Origin of the sequence: Nonomuraea sp. NPDC047897, assembly GCF_043204415.1 — a bacterium.
Lineage (GTDB): Bacteria > Actinomycetota > Actinomycetes > Streptosporangiales > Streptosporangiaceae > Nonomuraea.
Genome location: NZ_JBIDCC010000005.1, coordinates 127263 through 149112, shown reverse-complemented (window position 1 = coordinate 149112; position 21850 = coordinate 127263). Strand labels below are relative to the sequence as shown.

Sequence of the window (21850 nt, the reverse complement as noted above, 5' to 3'; positions counted from 1 at the left end):
CCTCACCACCGCACGACCACGACACCGGCGCTGAACCCGCTGGCCAGCCCCACCATGGCCACCAGGTCGCCGCGCCGCACCAGGCCCGTGCCCACCGCGTGGGCGAGCTGCGCCGGCAGCGTGGCGGCGACGAGGTTGCCGTGCTGGGCGATGGTGACGACGACCTTGCCCGGCGGTATCCCGGCCTGCTCGCAGAACTTCCACAGCGCCGGCAGCGACGCCTGGTGCACGCAGATCGCCGCGAAGTCGTCCCAGGTCAGGCCGAGGTCGCTGAGCAGCTTGTGGAACACGGTGAGGTCGATGCGCCGCATGCCGCGCAGCAGGCCGGCCGCGTCCACGGTGAGCGGCCGGAGCTGCGGCCAGGCGGACGCGGGGTCGCTGGTGAGGTTCGTCAGGTCCACGGTCGCCGCCTGCCAGCCGGCGGAGTGCGCGGCGAACCGGTGGCCGAGCACGCCCGGCTCCGTTCCCGGCTCCAGCAGCAGCGCGGCGCCGGCGTCGGACACGGTGTAGGCGGCGGCCACGGCGAAGAACTCCGCCGCGCCGGTCAGCGTCCACGGCATGAACGCGCTGGCCAGCTCCCCGCAGCAGACCAGGACCCGGCGGTGCCGGCCGGCGCGGATCAGCGCGTCGGCCACCTGGATCGCGTTCAGCATGCCGTTGCAGGCGTTGCGCACGTCGAAGACGGGACAGCCGGCGCCGAGCTTGGCCGCCACGACGTGCGCGGTGGCGGGCTCGACCAGGTCAATCGTCACGCCCGCGTAAACGATCAGGTCGAGGTCGTGCGGCTGGAGCCCGGCCTGCGCCAGCGCCCGGCCGGCGGCGTGCGCGGCCAGGTCCGACGGCTTCTCATCCGGCGCGGCGAGGTGGCGGCGCCGCACCCCGCTGCCGTTGTGGATGACCCCCCGCGGCAGGTCGAGGCCGGGATTGCGGGCGGCCAGCCGGTCCTCCAGCTCCGTCGTGGTCATCGTGGTCTCCGGCAGGTGGGCGGCCACCGCGGTGATGCGGGTGTGAACCGTGGTCATGCGCGTCTCCTTCGTCGGTACGGCCGGCCGCACCCGGTCATCCGGCGGCCGCCCGGGCGGTCCGGAGGCCGAGGCGCAGCAGCACCGTCCGGGCGATGTCGGCGATCGTCCCCGCGCCGCGGATCAGCTCCATCGGCGGGATGTCCACGCCGAACCGGTGCCGCAGGGACAGCAGCAGTTCGGTGGCCATGAGCGAGTCCATCCCGTACTCGTCCAGCCGCCGGTCGGGGTCGAGCTGGTCGGCCGGGACGAGCAGCACCGCGGCCAGCAGGGCGGTGATCTGCTCCAGGACGAAGGCGTGCGCCTGCTCGCCCGTCATGGCCGCGAGCATCGCCGGCACGTCGCTCGTGCCGGAGCCCTGCTCGGCCCCGGGCGGGAGCACCGCCGACAGCCACGGCCGGCGCAGGCCCGGCAGGACCTGCCGCAGCCGGGCCCAGTCGCACCGGCCCACCATCGCCACGCCCGCTCGCTCGGCCAGCATGTCGTCCACGGCCGCGAGGGCCTGACCGGGACGGACCGCCTCGATGCCGAGCCTGGCCAGCGACTCCGCCTGCGTGCCCCGGCTCAGCACGCCGGTGCCGGCGAGCGCGCCCAGCCCCACGGCGAGCGCGGGGCGGCCCTGCCCGCGGCGCCTGCGGGCGAGCGCCTCCACGTGGAGGTTGGCCGCCACGTACGAGGTCTGGCCGATGTTGCCGATGGTGGTGAGCGAGGAGTACAGGACGAACCGCTCCAGCGGCAGGTCCCGGGTCAGCTCGTCCAGGACCAGCGCCCCGGCGACCTTCGGGTGCAGGACGGCGCGGACGCGGTCGTCGTCCAGGTCGGCCAGCGGGCCGTCGTCCAGGTGCATGGCCGCGTGGACGACGCCGCACACCGGGCGGCCCGCCGCGGCCGCCTCCGCGAACACGCGGCGCATCGCGTCGAGGTCGCCCGCGTCGGCGGCGTGGACGCTGACCCGGGCGCCCAGGCCGGCCAGCTCCTCGACCAGCGCGGCCGTCCCCGGCGTGCCGGCGCCGCGGCGCCCGACCAGCGCCAGGTGGCGGGCGCCCCCGGCGGCCAGGTGGCGTGCGGTGGCCGCGCCGAACCCGGCCAGCCCGCCGGTGACCAGGTAGGTGCCCGCGGCGTCCGGCCGGGGCGTTCCCGGCCGCGCCCGTACCGTGAGGGGCTCGTCGCGCGGATCCAGCGAGATGATGATCTTGCCGATGTGCCGGGAATGGCGCATCTGGGCGAAGGCGTCGGCGACCCGGTCGGCGGGGTAGACCGTGTGCGGCAGCACCGGGCGGTGGGCGAGGCGGCTCAGCACCGTCATGTGGCCGGCGACCAGACCCGGGTCCCGCCACATCAACGTGCCGATGTCCACCCCGTGGAAGGAGATGTTGTCGCCGAACGGCCGCAGCGCCAGATGCCGGCTCTCGAAGATGTCGCGTTTGCCGAGCTCCACGAACCGGCCGCCGTGTCCCAGGCACTCCAGGCCGCGGGTGATCGCCTCGCCCGCCAGGGAGTTGAGCACGACGTCCACGCCCCGGCCGTCGGTCAGCTCCCTGACCTGTTCGGCGAAGCGCAGGCCGCGCGAGTCGAGCACGTGGTCGGCCCCCATCACACGCAGCAGGTCGCGTTTGGCCTCCGTCCCCGCCGTCGCGATCACCCGGGCTCCGGCGAGCCGGGCGTAGTCCAGCGCGGCCATGCCGACCCCGCCCGCCCCGCCGTGCACCAGGACCGTCTCGCCCGCCTGGAGACGCGCGCAGTGGTGCAGCGAGTGGTAGACCGTCGAGAACGCCATCGGCAGGGTGGCCGCCTCGGCGAACGTCGTCTCCGCCGGCACGGCGATGGCCGCCCACTCCTCGAACACCGCGTGGCTGCCGAACCCCACCGGCCCGGCGGCGGCGACGCGGTCGCCCGGCCGCATCCTCGTGACGCCGGGGCCCACGGCGGCGACGATCCCGGCGCACTCAAGGCCCAGCTCGTGGCCGCCGAAGACCGCCTCGACCGCCTCGGAGGGCAGCAGGTTGACCGCGCGCATCACGTCGCGGTAGTTCAGGCCGATCGCCCGGACCTCGATCACCACCTGGCCCGGCCCCGGCTCCGGCACGTCCGCCCGTTCCCATTCCAGGCCGTGCGCCAGCCCGGGATCGCGCACCGCGAGCCGGTAGGCGCCGCCCGCGGACACGGGCCCGGCCTGCTCCCCTCTCTCCACCAGCTCTCCGGTCTCCACCAGCCGAGGCACGAACCGCCCCCGGCGGGTGAGCAGGATCTCGTCCTCCTCCCCGGGCTCCACCAGCTCGGCCACCAGGCGTTCCGCGTCGCGCGCGGGCGGACCACCGCGGTGCAGGCACACGCGCCGTACGGCGAGCCGGGGCAGCTCGTTGCCCAGGGAACGGGCCGTCCCCCAGGTGGCCGCGTCCTCGGGATGGAGCGGCGAGCCGGCGGCGTCGGGCTCCGGCAGCGCGCCGCACGGCCGCGTCACCACCCACAGCGAGACGCGGACGTCCTGGGGAAGCTGCTCGCAGGCCAGCGCCACAGCCCGCAACACCGCCGCTCGACGCGTGATCCGCTCCACCACCGCAAGGGGCGCCGCGTCGGGTCCGCTGCCTGCGGCGCCGTCCGGGACGTCCGGGCCGTCCGTCCCGGACGTCCCGCCGAGGACGAGCGTGAACGTCACCGCGTCCGCCTCGCCGGGCACCCGGCCGGTCCAGTCACCGGGATCGTCGCTGAACGGCGACCGGACCACCCGCCCGCCGCGCGCCGCGAGCGACGATCCCGCCGCCGCCGCCAGCGCCTCGCCGTCGTCCTCGCCGGCGACGATCCACACGCCATCGGGCCGCGCCTCCGGCGACGGCCGCGGCTGCGCGTGCGCCCCGGCGGCCGTGGCCAGCAGGAGGGAGAGGTCGCCCGCCTCGCCCTCGGGCTCCGGCCCGGTACGCACGACCTCGGTGAAGCCGGTCGCGGTCAGCAGCTCCGGCCACCTGTCCGCCGCCAGGAGCGGCGACACCGGACGCAGGTCCCGGTCGGCGACGTCCCAGAAATCCTCCGCCAGCCCCAGGAACGGCAACAGCGGCTCCACCCGGTGCGGCTCGACCGCGAGCAGCTTGCCGCCGGGAGCCAGCAGCCGTGACACGCGGCGCAGCGCGGCGGCCAGATCGCGGGCCCGGTGCAGGCACCCCACCGCCACCACCAGGTCGAACCCGCCGGCCTCCAGCGCCGCCCCTACCGGCTCCGTCTCCGCGCCCGCAGGTTCCGTCTCCGCGCCCGCAGGTTCCGTCTCCGCGCCCGCAGGTTCCGTCTCCGCGCCCGCAGGTTCCGTCTCCGCGCCCGCAGGTTCCGTTTCCGCGCCCGCAGGTTCCGTCTCCGCGCCTCGGTCCGGCGGCCCCGCATGGGGATCCGTGTCCAGGTCGAGGACGCCGTACTCGACGAAGTCGTAACCCGAGAAGCGCCGCCGCAGCCGGGCCAGCGCCGTCGCGTCCGCGTCCGTGACCGTGTAGCGGGCCCGGTCGGCGGGCAGGATCGGCAGCAGCGCGGCGGTCGCCCCGCCGGTCCCGGCGCCCACCTCCAGGATCCGCAGCGGCCGGTCCGCCGGCCACTCCTCGACGATCCGCGCGACGAGCGCCCGAGCCATCCGGTGCCCGCACAGGCTGACCGGCCCGACGTCGTGGAACTGGTCCAGCAGCTCCCCGCCGCCCCCCGAGTGCAGCACGTCCGCCGCCGCGCGCTCGCCCCGCAGCAGCTCCGGCAGATGCAGGCAGCCCCGCACCGTCAGCGCCGTCTGGGCGGCGAAGGACGCCCCCTCGGCGACCAGCTCGCGCAGCGGCTCGGCGGGGTCGCCCGCGAGCGACCCCGCCAGCCGCAGCTCCCGCTCGCCGCGGCGCTCCACCAGGCCGTGCCGTTCGAGCAGCGGCAGCGCCGCCTCGACCATCCGCCGCAGCCGCCCCTCCCGGCAGGCGCCCGGCAACTCGTCCGTGCCGAACCACCGCCTCTCTCCTCCGGCCCGGCCGACCTCGCCGGTCCCGTCCGCCGGGCCGGGCCCGTCCGCCGGGCCGGTCAGCTCCGCGAGCGCGGACGCCAGCGCGTGGGCGAAGGTCTTCGCCGACCGGGCGGCGTACGCCGGATAGTCCAGCTCCCGCCACGCCGACCGGACGCGCGCCAGCCGCTCGTCCGCGCCGGCCAGGAGCTCCGCCGGGGAGGACGCCGGCCACGGCGCGGCCGGCTCGCCGGGGCGGGGCGCCGCCCGCAGCTCGACGTGGTAGCGGCGGACCGGCGTGCCGTGCCGGCCCGGCATCCGGCGCAGCCGGCAGCCCTCCATCTCGGCCGCGACCCGGCCGTCCGGACCGGCGACCGTGATGTCCCAGCGCACCTCGTCGGAGGTGCGCGACCGTTGCCGGACGAACACCAGCCCCTCGGGGTCGGGCGTGCGCCACAACCGGACCGCGCCGATCGCCGACGGCATGTACCCCTGGCCCGACAGCAGCTCGTCGACCAGCCACAGCACCCCGGCCTGCAGAGCGCTGTCGAGCACCACGGGATGCGCCTGGTAGCGCCCGTCGCGCTGGTCCGGGCAGGAGTACGTGCCCAGCACCTCGCCCTCGCCCGTCCACAGCCCCGTCAGCACCTGGAACGCCGGACCCCACACCATGCCGCCCTCGGCCGCCCGCGCGTAGTAGCCGGCCACGTCCACCGGTGTGGCGACGCGGTCCCGCAACGCCCCGACGTCCAGCGGCGGCGGCGCCGGGCACAGCAGCGGCCGGACCCGGGCCCGGAAGTGCTCGCGAACGTGCCGGCCGCGCCTCGTGCTGCTGGCCACCGTCACCACGCCCGTCTCGGCCGACAGCGTGGTCTGCACCCAGGCCTGCTCGGCGCCCGGGCCGGGCACGACCAGCGCCCGGCTGATGGCGGCCCGGTCCACCTCGACCGCGTCGGCGGCCTCCGGCAGCGCCTGCCGTCCCGCGGCGAGGGCCATCTCCACGTAGCCGGTGGCGGGCATCACGGCGGCGCCGCCGGCCCGGTGGTCGCTCACCCAGGGCGCCCGTACCGGGTCGAGCTCGCCGAACCAGGCCGGGTCCAGTGTCGGGAGCCGCTGGCCGAGCAGCGGATGCGTGATCGCCGGGTCGCCGAGCGCGTGCGCCCAGGCCGTCGGATCGCCCATCCAGTGCCGCTGCCGCTGCCACGGGTAGGCGGGCAGCGCCCGGACCACGCCGGGGCGGGGGAAGTGACGTTCCCAGTCGAGCTCCGCTCCCGAGGCGAGCACCCCGGCGACGGCCGCGCCGACCTGGACCGGACCGGATTCGCCGCGCCGCAGCGTCGGCACGACGGCGGTCCTGACGCGGGCGGCGGCGGAGACGCGGCGCAGGTAGGTGCTCAGGACCGGGTGCGGGCCCACCTCCAGCAGCACGTCGAAGCCGTCGGCGAGCAGCCGTTGCACCGCCGCCGCGAACCGCACCGGCCGGCGCACGTTGTGCCACCAGTAGCCGCCGTCCAGTTCGCCGCCGGTCACGGGCTCGCCGGTCACCGTGGAGATCATCGGGACGCGGGGCCGGGACGGCCGCAACCCCGCGAGCGCCTCGCACAGCCGCTCGCGGATCGGGTCCATCGCGCTGCTGTGGAACGGGTAGTCCACGTCCAGCTCGCGGAAGAACACCCCGCGCGCCGTCAGGTCCTCGCCCAGTGACTTCAGCGACCCCTGCGGCCCGGCGACCGTCACGTCCCGGTCGGAGTTCACGGCCGCCACCTCCACCTGCGGATAGTCCGCGAGGATCTGCCTGGCCGCCGTCTCGGACAGGCCCACCGCGGCCATGCCGCCCTGCCCGCGCGTGGCCGCCTGCGCCAGCCCGCGCTCGGCGATCACGCGCGCCGCCTGCGCCAGGGAGAGCGCCCCGGCCGCGTACGCGGCGGACACCTCGCCCACGCTGTGCCCGGCCACCGCGCCCGGCCGTACGCCCGCCGCCCTGAGCGTCTCCACCAGCCCGGCCTGCACGGCGAACAGCAGCGGCTGCGCGACCTCGGTCGCCGACAGCCGCCACCGGCCGGCAGGCAGCGCCAGCTCCTCCAGCACCGACCAGCCCAGCCTGGGCGCCAGTTCGGCGTCCACCGCCTGCACCGCCCGCCGGAAGGCGGGGTCGGTCAGCAGGTCGGCGCCCATCCCGGCCCACTGCGACCCGTTGCCGCAGAACACCAGCGCGACCTGACCGTGCCCCACGACCTCGCCGCGCACGGCGCGCGGCCCGGCCACGCCGGCCGCCGGCTCGTGCGCGCCGGTGGCTTCGCCGCCCGTGGCGCTCAGGGCCGCCAGAGCGCCGGCCGCCTCCGCCGGCGAACCAGCCAGGACCACGGCGCGGTGCCGGTGCCGGGCGCGCCGCCGGGCCGCGGTGTAGGCCAGGTCGTAGAAGTGGCGGCGGTCCGCCGACGCGAGCTGCCCGGCGGCCCGTTCGACGGCGTCGGCCAGCGCCGCCGGGCTCCGCGCCGACACCACGAACGGCACCCCGGGCACCGCGGACGGCACCGCGGACGGCACCGCGGACGGCACCGCGGACGGCACCCCGGACGGCACCGCGCCGCCGTGGGGGGCGGGCGCGGACGGCGGGGGCGGCGGGGGAGCGGCGGCCAGGGCCACGTGCACGTTCGCGCCACCGAACCCGAACGAGTTGACCCCCACCACCGGCCGCCCGCCCGCCGCGTCCAGCGGCCGCGGCCGGGTCACCACGCTCAGCCCGAGCCCGTCGAAGTCGATCGCCGGGTTCGGCACCTCCGCGTGCAACGACGCCGGGATCATCCGATGCTTGAGCACCAGCAGCGCCTTGAACAGCCCCGGCATGCCGGACGCCGGCTCCAGATGCCCCAGGTTCGTCTTGACCGACCCGATCGGCAGCGGCCCACCGGTCCGCGCCCCGCCGAGGACCCGCCCCAACGCCAGGCACTCGGCCGGGTCGCCCGCCTGGGTGCCCGTGCCGTGCGCCTCCACGTACGCGACGTCGTCGAGCGCGATGCCGGCCGTCCGGTAGACCTGCCGCAGCAGCGCCTCCTGCGCCTCGCTGTTCGGCAGGGCCAGCCCCATGGTGCGGCCGTCGTTGTTGGCCGCGGCCCCCATGATGACACCGTGCACGCGGTCGCCGTCGGCGAGCGCGTCGGCCAGCCGCTTGAGCACCACCACCCCGCCGCCCTCGGCCCGGACGAACCCGTCGGCGTCCGCCGAGAAGGCCCGGCACCGGCCCGTCGGCGACAGCATCGAAGCCTGGCTGAACCCGACGAACCCGTTGGGGCTGAGCAGCACGTTGACGCCGCCGGCCAGCACCACGCGGCTCGACCCCTCGGCCAGCGCCCGGCACGCGCGCTCCACCGCCTGTAACGACGACGAGCAGGCGGTGTCGATGCTCATGCTCGGTCCGCGCAGGTCGAAGGCGTGCGAGAGCCGGTTCGCCGCGATCGACAGCGCCGCGCCGGACATCGTGTACGGCCCCATGGCTCCCGGCTCCAGCCCCTGGAGCACCCCGTAGGAGGGGTCGGAGATCCCGACGAACACCCCGGTGTCCGACCCGGCCAGCGTCGCCGGGTCGATGCCCGCGTCGTCGAACGCCTCGGCCGCCATCTCCAGCAGCAGCCGCTGCTGCGGGTCCATGGCCGCCGCCTCCTTGGGTGAGATCCCGAAGTAGGCCGCGTCGAAACCCGCGACGTCGTCGAGGAAGCCGCCGGCCCGGGTGTAGCTCCGGTCGGGCCTCGGCGTGCTCTCGTCGACGTACCGGTCGGTCTCGAAGCGGTCCGGTGGAACGTTCCCGACCAGGTCCTCGCCGCGCAGCAGCGCCCGCCACAGGGCGTCCAGGTCGTCGATGCCGCCCGGCAGGCGGCATCCGACGCCCACCACCGCCACCGCCTCCCGTGGCCACGCCCGCCCGTTCGCCGCACCGCCTGCGCTCATGTGGTCGCCTCTCGCTCGGGGTCCCTCCGTGGCGCCGGCGCCTCGGCCGGGCCGCATTCATGGCATCACAGCGGGGAGTGACCTGATAGCGACTGTTCGTGTTTCTCCGTGGTAAGCATGATGACTCCCGTTTAGGGATGGTGTGCCGGGACGATACGGCGACGCCTGTGGTCCAGGGGAAGATGCTCTGTGTAGTCAAACGCATGCAAAGAGTGTCTATACTTGTCGCGGCCCGCCCCTTGCGGGCGCATCTGTCGGCGGTCGTGGCCGCCGGCCATCGGCGAAGGGAGGCGCGCATGACCACCACCGACACGGCCGTCGAGCCCGCGTGCGGCGGCACGAGGTGGCGCAGATTCGCGCTCGCGCTGCTGCCCGCGCTGGTGGCCGCCGCGGTCCTGGCGGGCGTGACCGGGCAGGGCGGGGTCGCCGCGTCCTTCGCGGTCTCCGGGCAGCGTTTCAAGGTCTCCGCCGACCTGCTGGAAGGGGAGGGGTTCGCGCAGCACGGCGCCGTCGCCGTCACCGCCGGGAAGGCGCGACACCCGGTCCTGCTGTCGGTGATCCGCCGGGCCAGGATCACCGGCCTGTGCCAGTCGGTGCTCATGCCCACGCCCGCCGGCGAGGTCACGTTCCTCGTCGAGGCCGGCCACGGCGAGCGCCCGGTGCTGGCGACCGACCTGGTGATCGACCTGCAGCAGCTCTCCGGCGACGCCGCGTTCGAGGACATCGAGATCGGCCGCGACGCCTCCACCCTCGACGTGCCGGCCGGCCTGGCGGGGCGGCCCGGCGCCGTCGGCCAGCAGGCCCGCACCGTCCGGATCACCCGGCTGCGGCAGACGGCCTACGCGGTCAACGCCGGCACCTTCCGGCTCGACGGGCTCCGGCTGAGCCTCAGGCGCGGTGACCACGAGTGCTTCTGACCGCGATGACGACGTCACTTTGCGGCATCGCGGCCGGGTTCCGGCGGTGGCGCCGCAGCCGGCCGTTCTGGGGCGGCCTGTGGGTGACGCTGGGCGGGCTCGCCGTCCTGCTCGCGCCCCTCGCGCCGCTGCCGTTCATCGTCCACCAGGGGGTCGCCGGAGTCTCCGGCTACCTCGTGGGCGGCCTGCTCGCGACCGCGGGCGTGCTGAGCTGGTGGCGTCACGAGCAGCGCTGCTTCCTCGGCGTCGTCGCCACGGGGCTGTCGCTGGCGTCGTTCGTCACGTCCAACCTCGGCGGGTTCGGCCTCGGGATGGCGCTCGGCGTCGTCGGAGGCGCGCTCCTCGTCGCCTGGCATCCCACCGCTCGCGCGGACGCCCCGGCTCGGGGCGGCGGGGGTGCTCCGCCCACCGGGAGTGACGCCGCGGCCGACGGCGGGCGGTCCCCGGACAGGTGGCGGGGCGTGGCGGCGCTCTCCACCGCTCTCCCCCTGCTCCTGCACGGACAAGCCGCCATGGCCCCCCACGCAGGACCGCCGTCACCCACCTCGGCCGAGCCGGGGGCCGCCGCCACGGGGGAGGCCACGCGCGGGGGCCGGGGCGCGGAGGGCGAGTCGGGGCTCCGCGCCGCCACGCTGACCATGACCGGGGCCCGGTTCCACGGCGTGACCGACCGGCCCACCCCGTACGGGCCACGCGCCCATCTCAAGCTCTCCATGGACACCGTCGCGATCACCGACGGCGAGCACTGGTTCCGCCGGCGTGGTGTGCTCGTCCGCCAGCGGTTCGCGCACCTGCGACTGTCGGGCGGTGTCGTCATGTACGTCACCCGGCTGCGCATGCGCCTGGCGGGCGTCGGGGTGACCGTCACGCCCGCCCTGCCACCGCCGGTGGTGCCACCGGCCGTGACGGTGAGCGACCTCGAAGCCGGACGGCCTCTGGTCGTCGCGTCCCGGGCCGCGGCGGGTCGCCTGGCCCAGGACGCGCGTACCTGAAGCCGTCCGGGCGCGGACACCGGAGGCCTGCCCCTGTCGGGGCGCGGAAGTCGGGGCGTGCACCCCCTGTCGGGGCGCGGACGCCGGAGGCCCGCACCCCGGTCGGGGGCGCGGGCCTCGGAAGGGGGAGCCGGTCAGTGGGGGGCCGACAGGTCCAGTTCCTTGACCTTCGGGTCGCCCTCGTCGGCGAAGTAGTCCCCGCGCGACGTCGCGTCCTCGCCGTCGGCCACCTTCATCGCCCGGAACGCCAGCGTGCCGAGCGCCGCCACGGCCAGGTTGACGGCCAGCGCGAGGAAGCCCGCGTAGATCGTCATGGTGGTGTCGAAGCCGAGGTTGGACAGGCCGAACGCCGAGCCGCCGAAGTGCGCCTTGCCGGTGGCGGGGTTGGGGATGAGGTAGAGCATCCACATGCCCGCGGCCAGGCCGAGCGCCCAGCCCGCGAGCAGGCCGCCCTTGTGGAACCAGCGGGTGTAGAGGCCCAGTGCCACCGATGGCAGCGTCTGCAGGATGATCACGCCGCCGATGAGCTGCAGGTCGATGGAGAACTGCGGGTCGAGCGCCAGGATGCACAGCACCGCGCCGACCTTCACCACCAGCGACACGATCTTCGACACCTTCGCCTCCTGGGCGTCGGTGGCGTTCTTGTTGAGGTACTCGCGGTAGATGTTGCGGGTGAACAGGTTGGCCGCCGCGATCGACATGATCGCCGCCGGCACCAGCGCGCCGATGCCCACGGCCGCGTACGCGACGCCGGTGAACCAGTCGGGGAACATCTGGTCGAACAGCACCGGCACGATCGTGTTGCCGTCGGGCTTGCCGTTGGCCCCGACGACCGGCTTGGTGCCGGCGGCGATGGCCATGAAGCCGAGCAGCGCGATCAGGCCCAGCAGGAAGCTGTAGGCGGGCAGCGCGGCCATGTTCCGCTTGATGACGCCGCGGTTGCGGGCCGCCAGCACGCCGGTGAGGCTGTGCGGGTACAGGAACAGGGCCAGCGCCGAGCCGAAGGCCAGGGTGATGTACTGCAGCTGGTTGGCCCCGGTCAGCAGGATGCCGTCGCCCGGCGCCGGTGTCGCGTCGAACTTGGCCTTGGCCGCGTCGAAGATGGAGTCCCAGCCACCCAGCCGCGCCGGGATGTAGATGACGGCGGCGAGGATCACGATGTAGATCAGCGTGTCCTTGACGAACGCGATGAGCGCCGGGGCGCGCAGCCCCGACTGGTAGGTGTAGGCCGCCAGGATGGCGAACGCGATGACGATCGGCAGGTGCCCGGTGACGCCCATCGCCTTGAGCACCGCCTCGATGCCGACGAGCTGCAGCGCGATGTACGGCATCGTCGCGACCAGCCCGGTGATCGCGACCGCCAGCGCCAGCGTCGGCGAGCCGAACCGGGCCCGGACGAAGTCGGCCGGGGTGACGAACCCGTGCACGTGCGACACCGACCACATCCGGGCCAGCACGAGGAACACCAGCGGGTAGACGACCACGGTGTACGGCAGCGCGAAGAAGCCCATGGCCCCGGCCCCGAACACCAGGGCGGGCACGGCGACGAACGTGTACGCCGTGTAGAGGTCGCCGCCCACCAGGAACCAGGTGATCCACGAGCCGAAGTTGCGCCCGCCGAGGCCCCACTCGTGCAGGCTCTCGATGCTCTCGGGCCGCCGCCACCGGGCCGCCACGAACCCCATGCCGCTGACGACCAGGAACAGCAGGGTGAAGATGACCAGCTCGGTCGTGTGCCCGCTCATCGCGTCATCCTGTAGACGATCGTCGTGCAGACCACGCCGACGACGATGAACGAGAGCTGGAGCCAGTAGAACGTCGGGAAGCCCAGCAGGCGGGGCTCGTCGGAGTTGTACAGGAACGTCAGCAGGGGCAGCACGATCGGCACGACCAGCAGCCAGTTCCATGGGCTGCGGTCGGTGCGTGGCCGCCCGGGGTCCGGGGTAGTCATTCGACCCTCCGTAAAACAGATCAGGAGCCGACCGCTGACCGGCTCCTGGCTCCTCGTCAACGACGGGGAGATTATCTTTACGGTGGAATCAAACCCAATGTCCAGATCGCCGAGCGGTAGCTCTGCCGCGCCGAACGGTCATTCTCCGGAGGGCTCGCCGTACAGCCCGGCCATCCGGGCGGCGGCCCGAGCGAGCAGAGCGCGCAGCTCGGGCGGGTCCAGCACCTCGGCCTCGGGCCCGAACCGCAGCACCTGGCTGTAGGCCACCTCGATCGACTCCACGGCCAGCCGGATGGTGCCGTCGGGCCGCAGCGAGGCCAGCGCGTCCGGCACCGCGGCCGGGTCGGCGACGTGGCGGAGCATCCGCACGCCCCGCTCGGTCAGCCGCAGCGTCACGGTGGCGCGCAGCAGCGCGCGGCTGAACGCCGCGGCGTGCTCGGCCCAGAAGGCCGCCAGGTCGAAGCCGGGGTCGCGGTCGAACGTCTCCTCGCCCGCGCGCACGCCGCCGAACCGGTCCACCCGGAAGATGAGGAGCCGCGACCCGGCGCGGGCGGCCAGGTACCACGCCCCCGCCTTCAGCACCAGCCCGTACGGTTCCAGCGTGCGCTCGCGGCCCTTGTACGAGGCGGTGACCACGCGGTCGCTCCACACGGCGCGGGCCAGCGGCGCGAGCGCGGGCGGCGGCGGGTCGCCAGGGGCGAACCAGCCGGGCGCGTCCAGGTGGAAGCGCTGCGCGGCGGTGGCGGGCGCGTCACGCAGCGCGGGGGACAGCGCCGCGGCGGCCTTCAGCCGGGCGGTCGCCGCCACCTCCTGCAGCCCCATCTCGCGCAGCGCCTCCGGAACGCCGGACAGGAACAGCGCCTGCGCCTCGGCCCGGTCGAGCCCGGTCAGCCGGGTCCGGTAGCCGTCGAGCAGCCGGTAGCCGCCGCCCCGCCCCCGGTCGGCGTAGACGGGGATGCCCGACTCGGCCAGGGCGAGCACGTCGCGGTGCACGGTCCGCTCGGACACCTCCAGTTCCCTGGCCAGTTCGGCCGCCGTCATCCCGCCGCGATGCTGCAGCAGCAGGAGCAGCGACATCAGCCGCGACGCGCGCACGGCCGGCTCACCACCGCGGAAGAGGACGACGTTGCTTGAGCTGGTCGCATGAGCTACCAGTAACAGATGGGGGCGGGGGCGCGGCAACCCGCCCCTTGAGTTCCCGGCGGCGCCGACCGATGATCCGGTTGTCCCCCCTCCGAAGGAAGGACCGCCATGCTCCGCCGCACGCTTCTGGCCGCCACGGTGAGCACCGCGCTCACGCTCGTCACCGTCACCGTGGCCAGCGCCCCCGCGCAGGCCCGGCCCTGCAGGATCGACCACTTCTGCGACACCGTCTACTACTCCGACTCCTCCCACACCAGCGCCGTCGGCGGCAAGCGCGAGGACTGCGACGGCACCGTGCAGACCTGGGGCCGTCGCACCGGGTACCTCACGTTCAGCGAAGTGCCCTGCTGACGGTCAGCTCAGGTGCCGGTACCGGGGCCAGGCGGCGCTCCACGGCTGTTTGAGGCCCCGGCACAGGTGCACGGTCATGCCCTGCAACTCGTTCTCCACGCCGACGCCGTTGTCGATCGTGGCCCGCTCCTCGCAGGCGGCGTACTGGAAGTCCATGCCGCGCCGGCCGATGTTCACGGTGACCGCCACCGTGCCGGTCTCGGGGGGCGGGCCGTAGGCGTGGAGCTGGTTGTGGCCGCTGTAGACGCGCGGGACGCCGGCCCTGACCAGCTCGCCGTGCTCGCCGTACGAGCCGGTCAGCACGATCGCGCGGGCGCGTTCCTCGGGAGGCAGCGTGTCCAGCACGCCGCGTACGGCGGCGGTGAACCGCGGCCAGCCGACCGACTCCCGCGCCACCTCGTTGATCGCCGGGATGGGGGTGGACCCCAGCACGGTCACCGGGACGAGCGGCAGCGCCAGCAGCGCCCCGCCCGCGGCGTTGAGGGTGAGGGAGACGGCCGCCGAGCGGGGCCGGCCGGCACCGGCCGCCTCGACGCCCACGCAGCCCGCCGCGAACAGCAACAGGATCAGCCCGCCCGTGTAGTCGAACCGGCCGCCGGTCACCAGCGTCACCACGGCGGCCACCGGGTAGGCCACGGCCGCGGCCCGCACCCGGCGGTCACGCCACAGCCGCCACCAGCCGAACGCGCCGATCACCGCCACGACCGGGCCGAACAGCAGCAGCTGCATCGGCGCGAACAGCACCCGCATCTCGTCGCCCTCGTCGGCCCTGAGCGCCTCGGCCATCGCGAGCTGCGGCCAGCCGTTCGTCACCTGGTAGACCAGGTTGGGGGCGGCCAGCACGGCCGCGACCAGCGCGCCCGCCCACAGCCACGGGCTCGCCAGGACCCGGCGCGGCCCCACCGCGAGCAGCCCTGCCGCCAGCCCGGCGAACAGCAGCACGATGAGCAGCTTGTTGTACGTCGCCAGCCCGGCGACCACCCCCACCGCGAGCCACCACCGCGGCCGGCCGCGCAGCGCCCGCACCGTGAACAGGATCGCCGCCAGCCAGCACGGCAGGTCGAAGCTCACCGTCAGCATCGTGTGCCCGGCGATCAGCGTGTAGACGCCCCCGGCCGTGCCGAACGCCGCCAGCGCCTGCGCCGTGCCGCGCCCGCCCAGCTCCCGCGCGACCAGCGCCACCAGCACGACCAGCAGCCCCGCCGCCAGCGCGGGCAGCACCCGCAGCCCCGGCAGCGTGTCGCCGAACACCGCCCGTGACAGGCCGGCCAGCAGCGGCGTGAGCGGCGGCTGGTCCACGTACCCCCACGCCGGATGCTCCGACAGCGCCCGGAAGTACAGCTCGTCCCGGTGGTGGCCGTAGCCGCCCGAGACGAGCAGCAGCAGCGCGACGAGCGCGCCGGAGACGGCGGCGACCGGCCGCCACGCCAGGGGAGGGGGGAGGTCCATGAGCGCAAAGTTAACCGCTGCGCCCCCGCGGGTCACGTTGCGAGATCTTGTGCGCGACGGTTACCCTGTGGCCATGCGAAACCGCGTCGAGCTTCAGTGGTGGCGCCGCTCCTAGGCGGCGCGGGTTTCGCATCTCTCGACGGACGGCCGCCCCGGATGGCGGCCTTTCTCGTGTCCGCCCCCGGGGCGCATCAGGTTACAGCGATGGTCGGCAAAGGGGCACAGGTGGAGACGAGCGGATATACCAGCGGTTACGTCACGGCCGGGGGCATCGGGGTCGAGCGCGAGACGCGCGAGACGTCGGAGGCGGCGCTGGAGGAGATCGTGACGGCGCTCGGCGAGCGGCGCGGCGGCGCGTTCTCGTCCGGCATGGACTATCCCGGCCGCTACAGCCGATGGGCGTTCGGCTACGTCGATCCGTGCCTGGAACTGGTCGCCAAGGGCCGCGTCATCTCCGCCACCGCGCTCAACGAGCGCGGCCGTGTCGTGCTGCCCGCCGTCGCCTCCTGCCTGCTGGCCGCCGGCAAGCCGGTCACCGAGCCGACGGCGGGCCGCGTCGAGGTGTACGTGCCCGAGTCGGAGGACCTGCTGCCGGAGGAGATGCGCAGCCGCCGGCCCACCGTGTTCACCGCGATCCGCGAGGTCATCGCCGCCTTCCGGGGCGACGACCCGCACCTGGGGCTCTACGGCGCCTTCGGCTACGACCTGGCCTTCCAGTTCGAGCCGATCCGGCAGGAGCTGGTCCGCCCCGACGACCAGCGCGACCTCGTGCTGCACCTGCCCGACCGGCTCGTCGTCATCGACCGGCAGCGTGAGACCTGCGTCGAGCACCGCTACGAGTTCACCGTCGACGGGGCGAGCACCCGCGGCCTGGAGCGCACCGGCGCCGCCACCCCCGTCGTGACCCCCACCCGCATCCCGGACAACCCGCCGAAGGGCGAGTACGCCGAGGTCGTCGCGGCGGCCAAGGAGAAGTTCAAGCGCGGCGACCTGTTCGAGGTCGTGCCCGGCCAGGTCTTCCACGCCGCCTGCACCGACCCCGCCGCCTTCTACCGCGGGCTGCGCCACAGCAACCCGGCGCCGTACGAGTTCATCATCAGCCTCGGCGAGGGCGAGCACCTCGTCGGCGCCTCGCCCGAGATGTACGTCCGCGTCACCGGCGACCGGGTCGAGACCTGCCCCATCTCCGGCACGATCGCCCGCGGCAGCAACCCCGTCGAGGACGCCGAGGCCATCCGCACCCTCCTGTCCAGCGTGAAGGAGGAGTCGGAGCTGACCATGTGCACCGACGTCGACCGCAACGACAAGTCGCGCATCTGCGTGCCCGGCTCCGTGCAGGTCATCGGCCGCCGCCAGATCGAGCTCTACTCCCGGCTCATCCACACCGTCGACCACATCGAGGGCCGGCTGCGCCCCGAGTTCGACGCGCTGGACGCCTTCCTCACCCACATGTGGGCCGTCACCGTCACCGGCGCGCCCAAGACGTGGGCGATGCAGTTCATCGAGGACCACGAGGCCACCACCCGCCGCTGGTACGGCGGCGCCATCGGCTTCATCGGCTTCGACGGCTCCATGAACACCGGCCTGACCCTGCGCACCGCCCAGATCAAGGACGGTGTGGCGACGGTCCGGGCGGGGGCGACGCTGCTGTTCGACTCCGACCCGGCCGCCGAGGAGCGCGAGACCGAGCTGAAGGCCAGCGCCCTGCTCGGCGCCCTCGCCACCGTCAACGAGCCGTCCGCCGTGGCCGTCACCCCGGCGCGGGAGCAGCCCGGGCTCGGCATGAAGGTGCTGCTCGTCGACCACGAGGACTCCTTCGTCAACACGCTCGCCGACTACTTCCGGCAGGAGGGGGCCGACGTGGTGACACTGCGCCACGGCTTCCCCGCCGAGATGATCGACTCCATCGGCCCCGACCTGGTCGTCCTGTCTCCCGGCCCCGGCTGGCCGTCCGACTTCGGGATGTCCGCACTGATCGACCAGGTGTACGCGCGCGGCCTGCCCGTCTTCGGCGTCTGCCTCGGCCTGCAGGCCATGGTCGAGCACGCGGGCGGCTCGCTCGAACTGCTCGACCACCCCGAGCACGGCAAGCGCGGCCAGGTGGGCCGGCTGGGCGACAGCGCGCTGCTCGACGGGCTGCCCGAGGAGTTCACCGCGGCCCGCTACCACTCGCTGCACGCCAAGCGGCCCGGCGTCGTCGGCTTCGCCGCCACCGCCGTCACGCCCGACGGCAACGTGATGGCGATCGAGGACACCGTCAACCGGCGCTTCGCCGTCCAGTTCCACCCCGAGTCGATCCTCACCGCCGAGGGCGGCGCGGGCGCCAGGGTCATCGCCAACGTCCTGCGCCTGGTCCGCCGCTGACGTCCTCCCGGCACCGCCCCTTGCCTGCTCGGGGCCGGCTCGGGGGCGCGCCGCCGCCCCCCGCCGGCTCGGGGGCGCGCCGCCGCCCCCCGCCGGCTCGGGGGCGCGCCGCCGCCCCCCGCCGGCTCGGGCGCGCCGCCGCCCCCCCGCCGGCTCGGGGCCGTCGCTCCCGCACGACCTGCGGGAGCGGCGGATTCTCGCCCCGGCCGCGGCTCGCGGCCGGGCATGTCACCCGCGAGTCAGAAAGCGTAATTGGGTCTTGTCAGGGCAGCGCCGCGGGCCGACATTCTGAGCGACAGCGCCGATCGGGGACGACCTCAGGAGGCCCGCTTGCCCACCCCCCGCCGCACCCTCACCCTGCTCGCAGCCGTCACTCTGGTCTTCGTCCCGGCCACGACCGAGGCGCACGCCGCCGAGGTCCCCGGCTCGATGGCCGCCCTCGGCGACTCCATCACCCGCGGCTTCAACGCGTGCGGCTTCTTCGTCGACTGCACCTCCAGGTCCTGGTCCACCGGGTCCAGCTCGTCGGTGAACAGCCACTACCTGCGCTTCCGGGCGGCCAACCCCTCCGTCGTCGCCCACAACGACGCCCGGTCCGGCGCGAAGGTCGCCGACCTGCCGGGCCAGGCCGACCGGGCCGTCTCCCAGGGGGTGGACCACGTCACGATCCTGATGGGGGCCAACGACGCCTGCACCTCCTCGGAGGCGGGCATGACCACGGTCGCCGACTTCGAGGCCAGGTTCCGCACGGCGATGCAGCGGCTCGCCACCGGCCTGCCCGAGGCGTCGGTCTTCGTGTCCAGCATCCCCGACGTCAAACGGCTGTGGGAGGTCGGCAGGAACAGCTCCTCGGCCCGCGCCGCCTGGTCGGCGTTCTCCATCTGCCAGTCGATGCTGGCAGACCCCCGCTCCACCGACCCGTCCGACGCCGACCGGCGGGAGCGGGTCCGGCAGCGGGTGTCCGACTTCAACGCGGTGCTGGCCAGGGTGTGCGCGGAGCAGGCCCGGTGCCGCTACGACGGCGGCGCGGTCTTCGCCTATCCGTTCGCGCTGTCGCACCTGAGCACCTGGGACTACTTCCACCCCAACACCTCCGGCCAGCGGCTGCTCGCCGAGATCACCTACACCGCGCTCTCCGACCTGTGACGGCCGGGCCCGGCCCGCGTCCGGGGGTACGGGGCGGCCGCGGGCCCGACTCCCGGGCCCGCCCGGGAGTCGGGGTGGGCAAAACGCGGGCGGCGGCGTGCGGGCGCGCCGTAGAGTCTCCGCATGCTCCCCGTAGACCTGCCCGACACGGTGCGTGAGGCCCTGCACGCCCCGCTGGTCGACCACCACTGCAACGGGGTGCGTCGCGACGAGCTGTCACGGTCCCGGTTCGAGCTGCTGATAGGCGACGGCGGCGGTCCGGCGCCCCCCGGCACCACCCACTTCGACACCCCGTTCGGCGCCGCGGTGCGCCGCTGGTGCGCCCCGGTGCTCGGGCTCGCCCCGCACGTGACCCCGTCCGTCTACCTGTCGCGCCGCGCCGAGCTGGGCCCCGGCGAGGTCAACCGGCGGCTGCTGCGGGCCGCCGGGGTGGCGGCGTTCCTGGTGGACACCGGGGTGGAGAGCGGCGAGCTGCTGTCGGCGGCCGAGATGGGCCGGCACGCCGACGCCGCGGCCGACGAGATCGTCCGCATCGAGCAGATCGAGCACGACGTCGCCGAGATGGCGCGGATCGCCGTCGACTACATGGACAGCCTCGCCGAGGAACTCGTCGCCCGCGCCGCGCGGGCCGTCGGCATGAACACCGTCATCGGCCACCGCTGCGGCCTCGACTTCGACCCGTCACGGCCCAGCCGCGGCTCGGTGATCGCCGCCGCCAACCGGCGGCTGTCCGACCCCAAGGAGCGCCTGACCGACCCCGTGCTGCTGCGCCACCTGCTGTGGACCGCGGTCGACGTGGCGCGCGAGCGTGGCCTGCCGCTGCAGTTCCACACCGGGGCCGGTGACGCCGACGTCGAGCTGCACCGCGCCGACCCGGCCCGGATGACGGGGTTCATCAAGGCGCTGCAGCCGGTCGGGGTGCCCGTGGTCCTGCTGCACTGCTACCCGTTCCATCGCCAGGCCGCCTACCTCGCCGCCGCGTTCCCGCACGTGTACGTCGATGTCGGCCTGGCGCTGGCCCGCACCGCCGCCGGGGCGTGGCGGGTGATGGACGAGGTGCTGGAGCTGGCGCCGTTCCACAAGCAGTTGTTCGGCTCCGACTGCTCGGGCCTGGCCGAGAGCTGCCACCTCGCGGCGGTGTACTTCCGGCGGTCGCTGGGCGCGGCGCTCAAGCCGCGCCTCGACGCGGGCGAGTGGACCCCTGCCGACGCCGCCCGCGTGGCGCACATGGTGGGCTCCGGCAACGCCCGCCGGATCTACCGCCTCTGACCGTCCGTACCCCCGCGACCCCACCGGCCGCCACCGCGGACTCCACCGCGGACAGCCACCGCGGACAGCTACCGCCGATCCCACCGCGGACCGCCACCGCCGACCCCACCGCCGGCGCCCCTGCGGCGTCACCGCAGCACCACTGCCGCTCCGGCGACGCTCCGTGGCCACCCCGAAGTCGCGCCCCGGGCCGCGACCTGGTTTGCTTGGGCCGTCACATCGCCTAACCGAGCGGGGGCTCGCCATGCGCACCGTCGAACCCGAGGTCTTCCTCGTCGCCCGACCGCAGCTCGACTACGACGAGCTCGCCCGCTACCTGCGGGACGTCGGCGGCGAGAGCTGGCTGGAGCGGCTCGACCGGGGCGACCTCGACGCGCAGAACCTCGCCGAGTTCGCCGGTCGCCTGTGCTACCGCTCGTTCGAGCCCGGCCTCAACCCCAACGTGGTGCGCATCCGCGGCCAGCAGGACGAGTACCTGCGCAACATCCTGGCCAGCGCCCACGGCTCCGTGCTGGAGCACGTCAGCTTCAGCTTCGTGCTGCACAACGTCAGCCGGGTGCTCACCCACGAGCTCGTCCGCCACCGGCCCGGCGTCGCCATCTCCCAGGAGTCGCTGCGCTTCGTCCGGCTGGACGAGCTGCCGTTCTGGTTCCCGGAGTGGGCGAAGGAGGACGGCGAGCTGATGGAGCGGGCCACGGCCGTGCTTCGTGAGTTGGAGACGTTCCAGCTGTGGATGGCCGAGCACTTCGGCCTCGACGAGGAGGGCGTGCCGTTCTCGGAGAAGAAGCACCGCACCTCCTTCATGCGCCGCTTCGCCCCCGAGGGCCTGGCCACCGGCCTGGTGTGGACCGCCAACGTCCGCACGCTGCGCCACACCATCGAGGCGCGCACCGCCGCCGGCGCGGAGGAGGAGATCCGCCTGCTCTTCCAGCGCATCGGCGAGCTGATGGTCAAGGAGGCCCCCGCCCTGTTCGGCGACTACACCGTCGAGGACGGGGCGTGGGTCCCGGGCTGGCGCAAGGTCTGAGCGACGGGCGCCGCTACGCCAGCGTCGGCAGCACGTACACCTCGGCGCCGGGGGGCAGCGCGAGGTCGAGGCTGCCGAGGCCGCGCGCGTTCTCCCCGGAGACGATCATGCTGATGTGGCGGCGGATCCGCCCGTACTCGTCGCGCAGCCGCTCCTCCAGCAGCGGATGCGTACGCCGCAGCTTGTCGAGCGCGCCGCCCAGCGTGGGCGGGGTGTCGGTGTCGGCGCCCACGGCGAACACCTTCACCTCGCTCAGGCCGCTCACCCAGCGGCGCAGCGAGCCGGGGAGCACGAACACGACCATCGTCACGGGTTTGGCCAT

Annotated in this window: 14 protein-coding genes; 7 read left to right on the top strand and 7 right to left on the bottom strand. The window is 74.7% G+C overall.

The window, feature by feature from the left end; genetic code table 11:
• Window positions 1-2: 2 nt before the first annotated feature.
• Together ACGF0J_RS13365 and ACGF0J_RS13360 are read right to left on the bottom strand one after the other, a co-directional pair.
• A complete protein-coding gene (locus tag ACGF0J_RS13365) occupies window positions 3-1022 on the bottom strand; it encodes a 3-oxoacyl-ACP synthase III family protein (RefSeq protein ID WP_393145254.1) in 1020 nt (339 codons plus the stop codon).
• A gap of 37 nt (window positions 1023-1059) precedes the next feature.
• A complete protein-coding gene (locus ACGF0J_RS13360) occupies window positions 1060-8919 on the bottom strand; it encodes an SDR family NAD(P)-dependent oxidoreductase (RefSeq protein ID WP_393145252.1) in 7860 nt (2619 codons plus the stop codon).
• Between the two features lie 296 nt (window positions 8920-9215).
• Here ACGF0J_RS13360 and ACGF0J_RS13355 point away from each other — a divergent pair, with 296 nt between their 5' ends.
• Both ACGF0J_RS13355 and ACGF0J_RS13350 read left to right on the top strand, forming a co-directional pair.
• Window positions 9216-9836 carry a DUF6230 family protein gene (locus ACGF0J_RS13355; protein ID WP_393145250.1) on the top strand — a complete coding sequence of 207 codons (621 nt, stop codon included), beginning with the start codon at window positions 9216-9218 and terminating at the stop codon, window positions 9834-9836.
• Between the two features lie 5 nt (window positions 9837-9841).
• Window positions 9842-10828, top strand: coding sequence for a DUF6114 domain-containing protein (locus ACGF0J_RS13350; RefSeq protein ID WP_393145248.1), 987 nt, complete (start codon window positions 9842-9844; stop codon window positions 10826-10828).
• Between the two features lie 134 nt (window positions 10829-10962).
• Here ACGF0J_RS13350 and mctP read toward each other — a convergent pair whose 3' ends face one another.
• The 3 genes from mctP to ACGF0J_RS13335 form a co-directional block, all read right to left on the bottom strand.
• Entirely contained in the window at window positions 10963-12573 is a 1611-nt protein-coding gene (gene mctP, locus ACGF0J_RS13345) for a monocarboxylate uptake permease MctP (protein ID WP_393145246.1), read from the bottom strand.
• Complete coding sequence (locus ACGF0J_RS13340) at window positions 12570-12779, bottom strand: DUF3311 domain-containing protein (RefSeq protein ID WP_101789366.1); 210 nt, start codon at window positions 12777-12779, stop codon at window positions 12570-12572. Before ACGF0J_RS13340 ends, mctP begins: the two co-directional genes overlap by 4 nt.
• A gap of 138 nt (window positions 12780-12917) precedes the next feature.
• Entirely contained in the window at window positions 12918-13874 is a 957-nt protein-coding gene (locus ACGF0J_RS13335; RefSeq protein WP_393145244.1) for a helix-turn-helix transcriptional regulator, read from the bottom strand.
• Window positions 13875-14030: 156 nt separating this feature from the next.
• Here ACGF0J_RS13335 and ACGF0J_RS13330 point away from each other — a divergent pair, with 156 nt between their 5' ends.
• Window positions 14031-14273 carry a DUF6289 family protein gene (locus ACGF0J_RS13330; RefSeq protein WP_393145242.1) on the top strand — a complete coding sequence of 81 codons (243 nt, stop codon included), beginning with the start codon at window positions 14031-14033 and terminating at the stop codon, window positions 14271-14273.
• Between the two features lie 3 nt (window positions 14274-14276).
• Here the strand turns inward: ACGF0J_RS13330 and ACGF0J_RS13325 are convergent, their stop codons facing one another.
• The gene (locus ACGF0J_RS13325; protein WP_393145240.1) at window positions 14277-15722 is read right to left on the bottom strand and encodes a glycosyltransferase family 39 protein; all 1446 of its coding nucleotides are present in this window, start codon (window positions 15720-15722) and stop codon (window positions 14277-14279) included.
• 204 nt (window positions 15723-15926) lie between these two features.
• On the opposite strand from ACGF0J_RS13325, the gene ACGF0J_RS13320 reads away from it, so the two are divergent.
• The 4 genes from ACGF0J_RS13320 (at window position 15927) to thyX (ending at window position 21528) form a co-directional block, all read left to right on the top strand.
• The gene (locus tag ACGF0J_RS13320; RefSeq protein ID WP_393145238.1) at window positions 15927-18086 is read left to right on the top strand and encodes an anthranilate synthase component I; all 2160 of its coding nucleotides are present in this window, start codon (window positions 15927-15929) and stop codon (window positions 18084-18086) included.
• Window positions 18087-18416: 330 nt separating this feature from the next.
• A complete protein-coding gene (locus tag ACGF0J_RS13315) occupies window positions 18417-19232 on the top strand; it encodes an SGNH/GDSL hydrolase family protein (RefSeq protein ID WP_393145236.1) in 816 nt (271 codons plus the stop codon).
• 123 nt (window positions 19233-19355) lie between these two features.
• Window positions 19356-20501 carry an amidohydrolase family protein gene (locus ACGF0J_RS13310; protein WP_393145234.1) on the top strand — a complete coding sequence of 382 codons (1146 nt, stop codon included), beginning with the start codon at window positions 19356-19358 and terminating at the stop codon, window positions 20499-20501.
• Window positions 20502-20745: 244 nt separating this feature from the next.
• A complete protein-coding gene (gene thyX, locus ACGF0J_RS13305) occupies window positions 20746-21528 on the top strand; it encodes an FAD-dependent thymidylate synthase (protein ID WP_393145232.1) in 783 nt (260 codons plus the stop codon).
• Window positions 21529-21541: 13 nt separating this feature from the next.
• On the opposite strand, the gene ACGF0J_RS13300 is transcribed toward thyX, so the two are convergent.
• A complete protein-coding gene (locus ACGF0J_RS13300; RefSeq protein WP_393145230.1) occupies window positions 21542-21850 on the bottom strand; it encodes a hypothetical protein in 309 nt (102 codons plus the stop codon).